Raw genomic sequence first — 13879 nt, forward strand, 5'->3', positions numbered from 1 at the left:
TGACTATCGAGATCGCGCAGCACCTCCAGCCGCGCCAGTTCCTTGTCGCTCATGCTCCGAACCGCCATCCCAGGCCCTCCAGACAACACGCTGGAAGGGTGACATGCCTAACTGGCACGGGGGTGACATTCTCATCCGGTCGCTACAAAGATGTATCGTCTAAGTAATATTATCAGAAGAAATTGTAGGCCCGCCGCGACCGCACACCCGCTTGGCCACGAACCGTTTTGGCTGTCCGCCGGTTGATGTCGTGGCGCGCTTTCAGGTTCGCAATCGCCAGGAGCTCCATACCGTGACCCCAGCGCGCCGCATCGACGTTCATCACCATGTCATTCCGCCGGTCGTGGCCAAGGCCATGAGCCGGCGTGGCGTGACGAAGGTCGGCGGCGCCGATCTGCCGCGTTGGACCGTGCGCGCCTCGATCCGCACCATGGATCTCTACGGCGTCGAGACGGCCGTCACGTCGCTGTCGGCGCCGGGCGTCTATTTCGGTGATTTGCCCGAAGCCTGCGACCTGGCGCGCGCCAGCAACGAATTCTCGGCCCAGACGGTGCTGGATCATCCTGGCCGTTTCGGCTGGTTCGCCGTGCTGCCCATGCCGTTCACGGCCCAGGCCTGCGCCGAGGCCGTCCACGCGCTGGACGTGCTCAAGGCCGACGGCGTCGTGTTGCTGGGCAGCACCGAAGGCGTGTTCCTGGGCGATCCGCGCCTGGACGAGCTGATGGCCGAGCTGGACCGGCGCGCGGCCGTGGTGTTCGTTCATCCCAATCTCCACAAGACCAGCACCGAGCTTGACCTGGCCACGCCGGGCTATCTGGTGGAGTTTCTGTGCGACACCACGCGGGCCGCGACCAACCTGATCCTCACGGGAACCCTGGAGCGCTATCCGCGCATCCGCTGGATTCTGGCCCACGCCGGCGGTTTCCTGCCTTACATCGCCTGGCGGCTGTCGTTGGCCAATGATCAGCTCAAGCTGGCCAAGACCCTTCCCAAGGGCATGCTGCATCATATCCGCGGCTTCTATTTCGACACCGCCCTGTCGCCCTCGCCCTCCGTGATGGCCGCGCTGCGCGAGCTGGTCGATCCGAGTCACATCCTGTTTGGCAGCGACTATCCGTTCGCGCCCGCGCGCGCCGTCGGAATGCAGGTGAAAGCGCTTGAAAATATTCGGGTTTTTGCTCCCGAAGTCCTGGCGGACATCAACCGCAACCATGCCGTGGCGCTGTTCCCCCGGTTGGCCGCCCTGCCGGCCTCGCCGCCGGACGGGCTCGGCGTCAAGCTGCGCCGGGCCTTCGTGAAACCCGTCGACGATCTCGCCGAGAGGATCCGCGACCGCTAGTCGTGAAGCTCGTCCCACGAGATCTCGCGCCACTCAAACCGTGCAATCGCACCTTCTTCCGGCTTGCACGCCACGGTCAGGCAATGGCGCGGCAAGGTCGTCAGGCCAAGCCGCCACGACGGATCAGGCCGGCCTTCAAAGCACACGGCGCAAGGATCGGTCGTGACCGAGAAGCTCCGCAGGTCCATGGCCAGGCCGTGGCCCACGGCCTTGGCGACGGCCTCCTTCAGCGTCCAGAGCTCGATGAAGCGCTGGTTTCCCTCCCGACCGGCAGCTTCGACGCGGCGGCGCTCTTCGGGCGTGAAGCACCGCTCTGCCACGCCGGCGACATCGACCGCCCTGCCCCGAAGTTCCGCGTCGACGCCGATCGGACCGGCGAGGGTCAGGCCGCAGGCGGCCAGGCCCGGCGTGTGGGTGATGTTGAAGTGCGGGACGACGGCGCCCTCCCCCGCCGCCAATACCGGCTTGCCGTTCGGACCCGTGTCGAACGACCAGTCCGCGCGTCCGGTGATCTGGCGCAAGGCGAAGCGGAGCAGCCCATGGGCGGCGACGAAGGCGTTTCGGTCCCTTTGGAAGCGAAAGCGCGACGCGCGGTCCTGTTCCTGAGGTGAAAGTTGGGTTTCGACTCGCGCGCACGCCGCGGAAGCCGCCTCCGGCGCCTGCAGATACAGCAGAACGATAGCATCCGTCGACAACGCGGAAAAGTTGTGCATACCCATGGCGGGCAGTGTACCCTCATGGCGGGGCTTCGCCCAATGATCCAACTGGGGCGTGTGGCGCTCAAATCGGCGCCGCTCAGGCGCGGCATCCGGCGCACGACAGGCGACCCACGACAGGCGACCGAGGGACTGATGTCTTATCAGACCACGATGGACCAGCGCGGCAGGGCCGCTCCGGCGGGAGACGCGCGGTCCGAACCGCAGTCCGGCGATTGGTCCATCGACCTGCGTCGCGGCCTGCTGGTCCTGGTGAAGATCTTCAAATACCGGCTGTTTCCCTTCGGCCGCTTCTTCGCGCCCTGGAGCACGCTGAGTTTCGCCGTCCGGTTTCGAAAGGCGCTTGAGGAACTGGGCCTAACCTACTTGAAACTTGGGCAGTTTCTGGCGCTGCGTTTCGACATTCTTCCGGCGGAGGTCTGCCTGGAGCTGAACAACCTGTTCGAAAGCGTCGGGCCGATGCCGTCGGGCGTGGCTCAGGGGATCATCGAGCGCGAACTGGGTGGGCCGGTCGAGGTCCTGTTTCCGACCTTCAGCGCCGAACCGATCGCGGCGGCGTCCATCGGCCAGGTCCACGACGCGCGTCTGCCCGACGGGCGACGGGTGGCCGTGAAGGTCCAGCGGGCCGGCATCATGCGGATCTTCCGGGCCGACATCCGCAACCTGCGCAAGCTGACCGCCTTCGCCCAGTCGCTCGGCGTGTTCGGGCGGCTGTCGGCCACCGGCATGGTCGACCAGTTCGAGGCGTGGACGCTGCGCGAGATGGATTTCCGCACCGAGGGCGCGACGGCCGAACGCGTGGCCCGCAAGGCCGGTCCGGCCGTGGTCATCCCCGCCATCCATTGGGAGTTGTCCACCGCCCGCGTCCTGACCATGGACTTCGTGACCGGCATCAGCGCCACGCACATCCGCGAGCTTGTCCAGACCTACACGCCCGAGGAACTGGCCGAGAAGCTGCCCGGCTTCGACCTGCCGACGGCGCTGCACAACTTCACCGAGGCGTCGCTCTCGCAACTGTTCGTCGACGGCTTCTTCCATGGCGACCCGCACCCCGGAAACATCCTGTTCCTGCCGGAGAACCGCGTGGTGTTCCTGGATTTCGGCATCTTCGGCGAACTGACCGACGCGCGTCGCGCAATCATCACCGCCCAGATCGAGAGCCTGGCGATCGGCAATATCGGGGCTAGCATGCGTGCCTACGGCCAGCAGGTCACCGAGACCGAGCTGACCGACATGGACCGCTTTCGCGACGACTGCCGCGAGGTGCTGACCCGCTGGTATGCCGCCCTGCTCAATCCCTCCGGCCCGATCGAGGACCGGCACCTGGCGCGCTACACCGGCGAAATGATCGACGTTTCCCGGCGAAACGGCCTGATCTACGACCTGAACTACCTGCTGTTCTGGCGGGCCATCAACAATCTGAACGCCACGCTCTGGCACATCGACCCGGAGTTCGACCTGCTGGCCCAACTGCGGGCGTTCTTCGAGAAGACCCGACCGGACGCCTTCGAGCGGGTCCGGTCGATGGTCAAGGACCCGGTCTGGCAGGAGTCGCTGCGCTATCTGGGCGGATCGCTGGTCCACGGCCTGAACGCCAAGGGGGAAGCGCCGACCATCCGGGCGACGACGGCCCGGTCGGACCGGGACGAACGCCGCGGCGGGCGCGCCTCAGGTTGGGCCATGCTGGGGATCGCCGGAGTGTCGGCGGCGGTGTTGGGCAAGGCGACCGCCCTGCCCTTGTCGCTGACCCTGGCCCTGGTCGCGACCTTCGCCGTCACGGCGCTCTTCACTTCATGGCGGCTGCGATGAACAAGCTGACCAAGCTGGCGCCCGCCGACGTCGCGCGCCAGCTGGCCGCCCTGCTCACTCGGCTGGGGCCCACCTTCGTCAAGATCGGGCAATATCTGGCGCTGCGGCCCGACATCCTCCCGCAGGCCTATTGCGACGAGCTTCTCACCCTGGTGGATCGAAGCGAACCGTTCCCGTGGGGCGAAGCCGAGCGGATCGTGGAGATGGAGCTGGGCGCGCCCGTCTCGGAACTGTTCGACAGCATCGAACGTCGGCCGATCGGGGCCGGTTCGCTGGCTCAGGTGCACCGCGCCCGCCTGCATGACGGCGCCGTCGTCGCGGTCAAGATCCTGCGGCCGGGCATCGAGCGGCGCGTGGCCCGCGACATCCGGCGCATGCGGCTGGTCGGGCAACTGGTCAAACGGCTCGGCGTAAGCTTGCCGATCTCGGTGCGCGAACTGGCCGACGAGTTGGCTGAATGGCTGCGTCAAGAGATCGACTTCGAGCGGGAGCTCGACAACGCCCGCAGGCTGCAGCCCCTGGCCGCCGGCAGCACCCTGCAAAGGATCCCGCGCACCTACCTGCATCTGAGTTCGAGCCGGGTGATCACCTACGAGTATCTCGAGGGGATCCGGGTCAACCGCGTCCTGGCCGAACTGCGCGGCGTCGCGCCCGAGCGCGCCGGCGGCCCGCTGCTCACCGCGGACGAGCGGCGGGACTTCGCCGAAAGGCTGGTCACCGCCACCCTCATCCAGATTTTCCGCTATCGGTTTTTCCACGCCGACCTGCACCCGGGCAACCTGCTGGTTCTGCCGGATCGGCGTGTCGGCTTCGTGGATTTCGGGCTTTGCGACAAGCTGGACGAGACCGTGCGGGCCAACCAGCTGAGCTATGTCTCCGCCATCTACGCCGGCAACCAGCCGCGCATCTTCAAGGCGCTGACCGAGGTCCTCGTGGCCAGGCCGGAGAGCGACGTGGAAGGGCTGCGTCGCGACTTCGACGCCGAGATGCGGGCCGGAAGCCAGGAGCACGGCGGCGCCTCCAGCACCGCCAACGCCCTGATCGGCGTGCTGCGCGTGGCGCGCCGCAACGGCTACCAGATCCCCAGCGACGTGCTGTCGCTCTACCGGGCTCTGGTCACTGTGGAGACCCTGGCCAGCGAGCTTGGCCTCCCCAATGGACTGCGCGACGTGGGCGGCCGGTTCTTCGCCGAGCTGCGGCGCGACGAGAAGTTCGACCAGCTGTTCGATCGCGACCGGCTGCAGCAGGTGCTGCTGAACACCCTGACCCTGACCCAGGACGGGCCGGCGCAACTGGCCCAGATTCTGGCCGACGCCGCCGACGGCAGCGTGCGCCTGCGCGTGGAATCCACGGACGCCGCCCGGGTCGTCCGAGCCCAAAACCGCCGGGCGCGGCTTTGGACGGCGGCCATTCTGGCGGTCAGCGTCGCCGTGCTGCTGACCATCCCCAACCTGCCCGTGGTGTTCGGCGTGCCGCTGGAATGGCCGCTGGGCGCTGGGCTGGGCGGGCTCTACCTCGCCTGCGCCGTCCTCTGGCGTCGACTCTAGACCGGGAGCGCAACGTGGAGTTCGTGTTCAACGCTATAGGGCGGATCAAGCGGCGCGAACCCAGCGAAGCTCAGCGGAACGTCGACGCCGAGGTGCACCAGCTGGTCGAGCTGCTGCGCGAGGCCGCCAGCGGCGGGGTCGCCGAGGGCCTGGGCGCGGCGCTGAAGAACCTGGCCGACCATGGACCGGACATCGAGCGCGGCGTCGTCGCCTGGATCGAGCTGATGGAGGTTCTGGTCCAGGCTGCCGAGCAGCGCTACCCCAACGGCAACGGCTCGCGGAAGAAGGGCCAGGTCCGGGCGGCGGTGCACGCGATCTACAACGACTCCAATCTCCAACTGCCGGGCGTTCCTCGCGATCTGAGCCCGCTGGTCATCAACATCACCATCGACTGGGTGATCGACGCGCTGGTCTGCAGCGTCGACACCTACGGACTGTGGGATTCCAGTCGGCCGGACCACTGGTCGCTCAACGGCGCCTTGCGCGCCGCCGGCGCCGTGGTGCTCGACGCGCTGCAGCCCTTCTTCCGCCTGTTCAACTGGATCTACGCCAAGCTGCACTATGTCGAGCCGTTGACGCCCGAGGTGAAGGCCGCGGTGCAGCGGGTCAGGGACGCGGGCCTGATCCACGACAAGCGCACGCTGATCAAGCCGGCCACCGACGTGCTCGTGTTCATCGGCCAGCACGGCGAACAGATGACCGCCGGGGTGCAGGCTTTCTTCGAGGTGGTGGCGATGACCGAGCGGCTGCGATCCGCCAGCGGTCCCGACAAGAAGGCCTACGCCAGCCAGGTGGTCAAAGCGGCGCTGAAGGAGCTGGGCTTCCCGATCGACAACATACTGCTGGGCGCGATTGCCGACGTCGTGATCAGCGCCGGCATCGAGTCCGCCCTGAACCTCTTCAAGAAGCGCGCGCCCAAGACCTTCCAGTCTCGCTCGGCGCTTCCTGTCGGAGCGCTGCACCGGTCCTACGTCAAGGCCTAGATCGGTTCGATCGGCGCCCGGAAAATATGCAACTTTTCAGGTCATAAGCTATCACGTCAATTTGTAGTTGAGGTCGGCCGGGGCGAGGTTAGGCTTTTGGTCAGGGCTGAACGTCATGCGGCGTACGGGTGCATGCGGCGTACAGGTGTTTGTCGAAATCCGAGGACGGACATGAACTCGCTGACTGTGTACGTGAAGATCAAGTCGGGCCACGTCGACTCCCTGCGGGGAATCCTCGAAGACATCAACGCCCACCAGCACGACAACAAGTATCTGCAGCTGAAGAACGACAAGCTGACCCATTGTTCGCGCTGGGTGATTGTCGAGGACGAGGTGGGGCCCGGCGCGAGACTTCTGCTCGCCGTCGAATTCGACGGCGACCTGAACGACTACCTGGAACACCAGATGGCGATCACTCCGGGTCTAGATAAGATCTGGGACCATTGCGAGGGCTATCCGGGCCGCGACGGCTTCATCGACTACATCCGCAAGACCGCCTTCCCCACCCAAGCCTTTTACATCGCCTTCCGCGACGAGACCGTGGCGTCGATCAAGAGCAAGATCGCGGTCCGCGAGCAGCTCGAGAACCTGCTGGACGCCGGCGGGCCGACCCTTCGCTCGGTGATGACCATACTGTCGCGCCTGCCGCGCGTTCCCGGCTTCCGGGCCAACCTTTCGGCGTTCATCGCGCGGACGCGGGCCGATTTCCACAACGCCTGGATGTCGCTGGCCCTGGCCATCGTCAAGCCGATCAGCCAGATCGGCCAGACCAAGAACTATTCGAAGGTGACCTCGTTCGAGGACAATCCGCTGACGCCGCGGGCCCAGGCCCTGACCGCCATCGACGGCCAGATGGTGACGATCACCACCATCAAGCCCTGGCTCTACTGGCGCGTGCGCCTGGCGTTCTGGGTCAACGAATTCCTCGGCAAGTACGGCTGGGCGCCCGGCCAGTTCGCCGACGTGGGCACGCTGCACTCGTTCCGCTGGGTGCTGATCGACAACGACAAGCGCCTGATCTTCCTCAGCGTGTTCGACGGCTCGTGGCAGAACTACATGGGCGACTTCATCGACAAGATCATCTGGGCCCTGGACGGGGTCTACAACAACACCTTCGGCTATCCGAAGGGCGGCATGGCCGACGTGCTGCCGTTCCAGCGGTGGATCCTGAACCACCAGTACGAGCCGCAACTGCTGTTCAAATCCTATCCCAACGAGACGGTGCTCAACCTGATCCGCGACCGCACCAGCAATGCCAACCTCGCTGAGACGCTGCAGGCCGGCTTGGCGCTCGAGAGCGCCAAGGTCCGCGAGACGCTGACGGCGCTCTGAGCCCCGAACCCCACAAGGAGCGCAGTACGATGCAAACCATGGAAGTCGACCGCTCCGACGTTCAGGGGCCGCTGGTCAGCGCCTACAGCCACCTGAAGCGCTCGGCCTATCTGTTCCTGCAATTCCACGACGCCGTCGGCGCGCGGCAATGGCTGGCGCAGTTGCTGCCGTCCGTCAGCTCGGGCGAGCTCTGGCCGACGGGTCCCGACGGCAAGAAGGTCAAGCCGCCCCAGTCGATCAACATCGCCTTCACCTATCCCGGCTTCCAGGCCCTGAAGCTGCCGCACAAGACGCTTGAGAGCTTCCTGCCGCCCTACACCCTGGGCGCCGCCGCGCGGGCCGACGTGTCCGGCGACGTGGGCGAAAGCGCGCCCGAGCTTTGGGAGTTCGGCGGCCCCAACACCGCGCCGGTCCACGCCATGCTGATGGTCCAGAGCCGTGGTCCGAAGCACCTGAGGGACTTCGAGAAGGTCCTCGACGAGCTGATCACCGCCAGCGATGGGGCGGTCTCGATCATCGCCACCGAATACGGCTATCGGCGCGAGGAGGCCAAGGAGCACTTCGGCTTCCACGACGGCTTGTCCCAGCCCAACATCGTCGGGGTGGGCATTCAAAAGGCCGACGGCCAGATCGCCGCCGAAACCGGCGAGTTCATCCTGGGCTATCTCAACGCCTATGGGCTCTACCCGACCAGCCCGATCGTGCCGGTCTCGGAGGACCGCCATCACATCCTGCCCCGGTTTCCCGAAGGCGCCCTCCCCGACTGCCGGGATTTCGGCAAGCACGGCACCTATGTGGTCTACCGAAAGCTGGAACAGGACGTCGCCAAGTTCTGGCAATCGATCCAGCAAGCGGCCGACGGCGACCAGGCCGAGATGCTGAAGGTCAGTTCGAAATACCTGGGCCGCTGGCCCAGCGGGACGCCGATCACGCTCTCGCCTGACAACGATCCGGTCCGGTATTCCGACGAGAACGATTTTCGCTTCATGCCGCTGGACCCCGATGGCACCCGCTGCCCGGTCGGCTCGCACATCCGGCGCGCCAATCCCCGCGACTCCCGTGTCAACGACACGCCGGAGTCGTCGATGAACACCTCCAGCCGGCACCGCGTGCTGCGTCGCGCCATGCTGTACGGCGATCCGCTGATCACCGCGGAGGAAACCGAATGGCCGCGGGCCCCGGTCGATCTCCAGGACGACGGCGTGAAGCGCGGCCTGCAGTTCGTGGTCCTGAACGCCGACATCCAGCGCCAGTACGAGTTCGTGCAGCAGACCTGGTTCAACATCCCGACCTTCAACGCCGAGTTCTCGACCAAGGACCCGTTCGTCGGCGACAACAACGGGACGGGCTACATGACCCTGCAGGCCGAACCGTACCGCAAGCGCATCCCGCACATGCCGCGGTTCGTGCGCACCCGCGCCGCCGCCTATCTGTTCATGCCCAGCCTGACAGCCTTGCGGTTCATGACCGAGTTCTGACCCTGGCCCCGTTGCGTACGCCCGTCCGCCAGGGCGCCGCCCTTTGGCGATACGCTCGGGAGACGCCGGTAGCGGCGCGGCTGCTCTGCCTGCCGCACGCCGGCGGCGGCGCATTCCTGCAACGGCAATGGCCGGCCCTGCTCCCTCCGTCGATCGAGCTGGTCAGCGTCGAACTCCCCGGTCGCGGCACGCGTATGCGCGAGCCGCCGGCGACGGACGTGCGCGGCATGGTCGCCGGCCTGGAGGCGGATCTCGCCATGCTGGACGATCGGCCGCTGGCGATTTTCGGCCACAGCATGGGCGCGGTCCTGGCCTTCGAACTGGCGCTGCGCCGGCAGCGCGCCGGTCAGGCTCCGTTGGCCGTGTTCCTGGCCGGCTGCGCGGCCCCTGCCCGCCTCGCCGGCCGGCCGAAGACCCATCAGCTCGACGACGCCGCATTCTTGGCGCGGCTGAAGCGGCTGGGCGCGATCCCGACCGAGGTGCTGGCCGATCCCGACCTGAGGGCCATGGTGCTGGGCGTGCTGCGCGCCGACATCACGATGCTGGAAACCTATGCCGGCGCCGACGGCGCGGCCCTGGACTGTCCGATCTGGGTGCTGGGCGGGCGCGAGGACGACGCGGCGACGGCGGCCGACCTGCTGCCGTGGCGCGATCATGCGAACGCCGGCTTCGAACACGCCGAGTTTCCCGGAGGCCATTTCTTCGTGAGCAGTGAGGCGAAGGCGCTGGTCGAGTTCCTGGGAACGCGACTGCTGTCTCTCGTGAGATAGGCGGGCTGGACGCGGCAGGCCAAGGACCGCCGCGCCCGTCCGTCGTCTGGTGACTAGTCGTCGTCCTTGTCGTCGTGGCGATCGCTGGCGTCGCCCTGGCGATAGGTCTTCGAATAGCGGTCGGCCGCCCGCGCCGGGATGTCGCTGAAACGGTCCAGCGCGCTGGCGAACCCGTCGGCGACGTCTTCCGGAAGCCGGGTGGCCAGCGAGGTGACGCTGCGACGGCCGCCGCGCGAACGGCTTTCGTTGCGATCGATCACTTCCTCGCTGAAGGCCGAGATCGAATCCGCGAACAGGCGGACGAACTCGAAGGAGGCGAGCGTCATGCCGCGCGCCACCCGGACCGCCGTATCGCCCTTCGACCGCCGCGCATCGTTCAGGGAGTCGGCGACATGCCGGCCTCTGCGTTCCACATCGTCGTCGCTGTCGGTCTTCTTCAACCGGTCGCGCTCCGCTTCGAGCCGCTTTACGCGGGCCCGCAGCTTGGTGACTTCGTCGTCGACCGTCTCGGTTTGCTCAGCCATTTTCAACATCCCTTGGTTGCTGTTGAACTTGAAAACTATCTTAGCTTGTTACGCCCCTGGGTTCAGAACTTTTCGTACCCGCCGTGACCCAACCGACGTCTTGCTCATCCAGCGTCAGCCTCGGCGGCGGCAGGAACCCGCGCCGCGCGAAGTGCTGCAACGATAGATGGAATTGCTCGTAGTCCTGCGGCGGGCAGGCGATGTCCGTACCCACCAGCGCCTGCTGGAGCCGCGTCGTGTCGAAGCGCGGCAGGACGACCTGGTCGAACTTGCCTTCGCTGAAGAACGGTCCCAGGGCGAAGCCGCCCGGCACGGCGTCGACGCGCCGCTTCCAGTCGCCGAAATCGACCGCTTCGAGCGGATAACCGGCGCGCGCCGTCCACGCGATGACCCGGCGCCAGTCGACGCCCACCGGATCCACCAGGTGAAACACCCCGCCGTCGGCCGGCCGTTCGAGGGCGACGTGCACGATCGCCCGCGACACATAGTCGATGGGCGCGCCCGAGATCGAAAAGTCGAGCGAGGGCGCTCGGCCCAGGCCGATGCAGCCCCGCAGCATTTGGCTCAGATAGTCGGCGATGTTGAACGCCCCCGTCCGGCTGTCCGGGCGCGTATTCGGGCGGTAGACGCCGACCGGCACGCCGCGCGCCGCGGCCAGGTGGGTCACCTTCTCCGCTACCCATTTGCTCTGGGCGTAGCCGACCGCCAGGCCGCCGCTGTTCTCCAGCGGTTCGGTTTCCAGCACCGCGCCGCCGTCACGGCCGGCGGACGAGAACACGCCGACGGTGGAGATCAGGTGGAACGGCTTGAGCCGATCGGCCGTGGCCAGGCGCAGCAGCTCCAGCGTGCCGTCCACATTGGCCGCCCGCAGCGCCGCATAGGGATAGGTCCACTTCACCAGGGCACCGCAATGGACGATAGCGTCGACCTCGCTGGCCAACTGCTCGAATGTCCGGTCGTCGAGCCCCAGCTGCGGACTGGCCAGGTCGCCGACGACGACGGCGGTTCTTGGGTCGCGGGCCGGAAGATCGTAGGCGGCCAGCGCTTCGTCCACGCGGGTTTCCGCCTCGGCCGGGCTGGCGGCCCGAACAAGGCACACCACGCGCTCGACTCCGGCCTCGACCAGGGCCGCCAGCAGATAGGCGCCGATGAACCCCGTGGCGCCGGTCAGCAGGACCGTCGACACCCGCTTGGCGGCGGGGCGGACCCGTTGCGGATCGATGTCCGCGGGCAGCACGGCTTCCGCCAGCATGTCCGAGACAGTCATGATCCCGGTCGCGGGCGCGGCGACGGCCTCGCGACGCGCGCGCAGCATCTGCATCAGCAGCGCCCGCTTGGCCGGCGAGATCTCCGCGAGGCGCACGCCCGGACCGTTCATAGCGAGGCCTCCGCCACTCGGGTCTCGGCTTCGTCGTCGGTGAGGCCTTCCAGCGCGTCCAGCATCTCGGTCAGCAGGTCTTCCGACGGGCTGACCTCGGCCAGCAGGCGCGTCGTGACGTCCCGCAGCGTGCTGCCGTCGAACAGCGCCGCCACCGGCAGGCGTACGCCCAGGCTGCGCTCGACATGGGCGTTGAGTTCGGCGGCGATCAGGGAGTCGATCTGCGGCGCCAGTTCGGCGTCGATATCGATCTCGTCTTCCGAAACGCGAAGGCAGGCGGCGAGCTCGGTTTTCAGGAAGTCGCGCAGATGCGCCTCGGGATCCGGCGCCAGCAACAGTTCGGCCAGGGCGTTGGCCGAGGTCTCGGGCGCGAGCACGGTTTCGCCCGTCGCGGGGGCGTCGAGCTGCACGCGCTGCAGGCGTGCCCGCTGGACGGCGGCGACCACCCTGCCCTCGTCGTCGAAGATCGTCAGGTCGCCGACCAGGGCGTCAGGCTCCGGCTCGCCCTCGGCCCGCACGGCGTGAACCCACAGACGGCCGCGCGGCCCGGCACCGAAGTGGTCGATCCGCTCGAGGCTGGAAAACACGAAGTCGCGCGGCGCGTCCGGCGGCAGCAGCGCGCCCAGCACCTGGAAGGCCGCGTCCATCGCACCGAGATCCAGCACCACCCGGGGATCGTGCTCGCCGTCGCGCGGCAGGCGGATCTCGCCCAGCGCCTCGCCCTCGCCGCGCCACACGGCCTCCAGCCAGCGGCAGGCCGGGCCCAAGGTGACGCCGTGCTGCTCCATCGCCGCGTAGAAGGTCGCCGGCGCCACGGCGTTCGCGCAGCGGGTCCGCACGGCGTCGAGGCGCACTCTGGCCGGAGAGGCGATGGCTTCGTCTTCGGGCATCACCAGCTCGCCTAGGCCATGGATGACCCACGGCGTGTCGGCGGTCTTGACGGGCGTGTGTGCGAACACTTGGAAGCGTCGCCCTTCGGGTGATCGCTCAAGAACCAGTTGGACGCGCTTGGACTCGGCTTCGCGCAGGATCATGGCGCGGGGCAGCGTCACGTTCTTCACCGCCGCCGGGGCCGCGCCATAGGCCTCGCGGGCGCCGGCGAAGGCCAGTTCCAGATAGGTGGCGAAGTTGACCCACGGCATGCCGAAAATGCGGTGATCGCCGACCATCGGCAGGCGGGCCAGATTGAATTGGGTCTCGAACTGGGCGTGGTCCAGCGGCGACGACAGCCGGCCGCCCAGGAACGGATGGTCCAGGGGCGCTGGTCCGGCGACGGGGGGCGCCGGCCCGGTGTTGGCCGCCGGTGTCGGGGCCATCCAGTAGGGTTTGCGCTGGAAGGGATAGGTCGGCAGGTGGAGATGGTCGTGGGGCTGGTGGCGATGGACGGCGGTCCAGTCGATCGGCGCGCCGGCGACATAGAGGGCGGCCAGGGTCTCGCGCAGGGTGTCCAGGTCGCCGCGCTTGCGACGCAGGGACGGCAGCCAGCGGGGACCCTCATCTTCGGCCGGCTTGGCCATGGCGGTCAGGATCGGGTGCGGGCCGATCTCGACGACCACGGTGCAGTCCTGGGCTTTCAGGGTCTGCAAGGCGTCTTGGAAGCGCACCGGGTTGCGCAGGTGGGCGGTCCAGTAGTCGGCGTCCAGCGGGCCGTCGGCCAGCGCGCCGTCCAGGTCGCGGATCAGCCGGACCTGCGGGCGCTGGTAGTCGACGGTGCGGGCCAGGTCGGCGAACGGCTCCAGGATCGGGGCCATCAGCGGCGAGTGGAAGGCGTGGGAGACGGTCAGCGGTCGGCTGGCCACGCCCTGGCGCTCCAGGTCGGCGCGCAGGGCGTCCAGGGCCGTCGCCTCGCCGGAGACCACCAGGTCGCCGGGACCGTTGACGGCGGCCAGCGACAGGCGATCGCCATAGGCGGAAAGGTCGAGATCCGCCTCGCTCGCCCAGACCGCGGCCATGGCTCCGCCCGGCGGCAAGGCCTGCATCAGCTGGGCGCGGCGAGCCACCAG

General features: G+C 67.7%; 11 protein-coding genes. 7 read left to right on the forward strand and 4 right to left on the reverse strand.

The window, feature by feature from the left end; translation table 11 throughout:
- Positions 1 to 292 precede the first annotated feature (292 nt).
- Complete coding sequence (locus tag AC1DMQ_RS25555; RefSeq protein ID WP_477036341.1) at positions 293 to 1339, forward strand: amidohydrolase family protein; 1047 nt, start codon at positions 293 to 295, stop codon at positions 1337 to 1339.
- On the opposite strand, the gene AC1DMQ_RS25560 is transcribed toward AC1DMQ_RS25555, so the two are convergent.
- A complete protein-coding gene (locus tag AC1DMQ_RS25560) occupies positions 1336 to 2058 on the reverse strand; it encodes a 4'-phosphopantetheinyl transferase family protein (protein WP_477036342.1) in 723 nt (240 codons plus the stop codon). The two genes, AC1DMQ_RS25555 and AC1DMQ_RS25560, sit on opposite strands and share 4 nt — an antisense overlap.
- 132 nt (positions 2059 to 2190) lie before the next feature.
- On the opposite strand from AC1DMQ_RS25560, the gene AC1DMQ_RS25565 reads away from it, so the two are divergent.
- The 6 genes from AC1DMQ_RS25565 (at position 2191) to AC1DMQ_RS25590 (ending at position 9974) form a co-directional block, all read left to right on the forward strand.
- Positions 2191 to 3864, forward strand: a complete 1674-nt coding sequence (locus AC1DMQ_RS25565) for an ABC1 kinase family protein (protein WP_477036343.1) — start codon at positions 2191 to 2193, stop codon at positions 3862 to 3864.
- On the forward strand, positions 3861 to 5411 hold the full coding sequence (locus AC1DMQ_RS25570) for an ABC1 kinase family protein (RefSeq protein WP_477036344.1): 1551 nt from the start codon (positions 3861 to 3863) through the stop codon (positions 5409 to 5411). Before AC1DMQ_RS25565 ends, AC1DMQ_RS25570 begins: the two co-directional genes overlap by 4 nt.
- A 14-nt stretch (positions 5412 to 5425) precedes the next feature.
- Positions 5426 to 6394, forward strand: coding sequence for a hypothetical protein (locus tag AC1DMQ_RS25575; RefSeq protein ID WP_477036345.1), 969 nt, complete (start codon positions 5426 to 5428; stop codon positions 6392 to 6394).
- A 171-nt stretch (positions 6395 to 6565) separates the two neighbouring features.
- Positions 6566 to 7726: a hypothetical protein gene (locus AC1DMQ_RS25580; RefSeq protein ID WP_477036346.1), complete on the forward strand. Its 1161-nt coding sequence runs from the start codon at positions 6566 to 6568 to the stop codon at positions 7724 to 7726.
- Between the two features lie 29 nt (positions 7727 to 7755).
- Positions 7756 to 9204, forward strand: a complete 1449-nt coding sequence (locus tag AC1DMQ_RS25585; RefSeq protein WP_477036347.1) for a Dyp-type peroxidase — start codon at positions 7756 to 7758, stop codon at positions 9202 to 9204.
- A gap of 11 nt (positions 9205 to 9215) precedes the next feature.
- Positions 9216 to 9974, forward strand: a complete 759-nt coding sequence (locus AC1DMQ_RS25590; protein WP_477036348.1) for a thioesterase II family protein — start codon at positions 9216 to 9218, stop codon at positions 9972 to 9974.
- A gap of 53 nt (positions 9975 to 10027) precedes the next feature.
- On the opposite strand, the gene AC1DMQ_RS25595 is transcribed toward AC1DMQ_RS25590, so the two are convergent.
- The 3 genes from AC1DMQ_RS25595 to AC1DMQ_RS25605 form a co-directional block, all read right to left on the reverse strand.
- On the reverse strand, positions 10028 to 10498 hold the full coding sequence (locus AC1DMQ_RS25595) for a hypothetical protein (RefSeq protein ID WP_477036349.1): 471 nt from the start codon (positions 10496 to 10498) through the stop codon (positions 10028 to 10030).
- A gap of 40 nt (positions 10499 to 10538) precedes the next feature.
- Complete coding sequence (locus tag AC1DMQ_RS25600) at positions 10539 to 11876, reverse strand: thioester reductase domain-containing protein (RefSeq protein WP_477036350.1); 1338 nt, start codon at positions 11874 to 11876, stop codon at positions 10539 to 10541.
- Positions 11873 to 13879: acyltransferase domain-containing protein (locus AC1DMQ_RS25605; protein ID WP_477036351.1), on the reverse strand; the 2007-nt coding region annotated here is incomplete at its 5' end. The genes AC1DMQ_RS25605 and AC1DMQ_RS25600, both read right to left, overlap by 4 nt.

This window comes from Caulobacter sp. 05L422 (assembly GCF_056397765.1).

Excerpts from the sequence above, each read along its gene's own strand:
- AC1DMQ_RS25560 (WP_477036342.1), bottom strand. The coding sequence starts at position 2,058 with ATGGGTATGCACAACTTTTCCGCGTTGTCGACGGATGCTATCGTTCTG.
- AC1DMQ_RS25565 (WP_477036343.1), top strand. The coding sequence starts at position 2,191 with ATGTCTTATCAGACCACGATGGACCAGCGCGGCAGGGCCGCTCCGGCG.
- AC1DMQ_RS25570 (WP_477036344.1), top strand. The coding sequence starts at position 3,861 with ATGAACAAGCTGACCAAGCTGGCGCCCGCCGACGTCGCGCGCCAGCTG.
- AC1DMQ_RS25580 (WP_477036346.1), top strand. The coding sequence starts at position 6,566 with ATGAACTCGCTGACTGTGTACGTGAAGATCAAGTCGGGCCACGTCGAC.
- AC1DMQ_RS25585 (WP_477036347.1), top strand. The coding sequence starts at position 7,756 with ATGCAAACCATGGAAGTCGACCGCTCCGACGTTCAGGGGCCGCTGGTC.
- AC1DMQ_RS25595 (WP_477036349.1), bottom strand. The coding sequence starts at position 10,498 with ATGGCTGAGCAAACCGAGACGGTCGACGACGAAGTCACCAAGCTGCGG.
- AC1DMQ_RS25600 (WP_477036350.1), bottom strand. The coding sequence starts at position 11,876 with ATGAACGGTCCGGGCGTGCGCCTCGCGGAGATCTCGCCGGCCAAGCGG.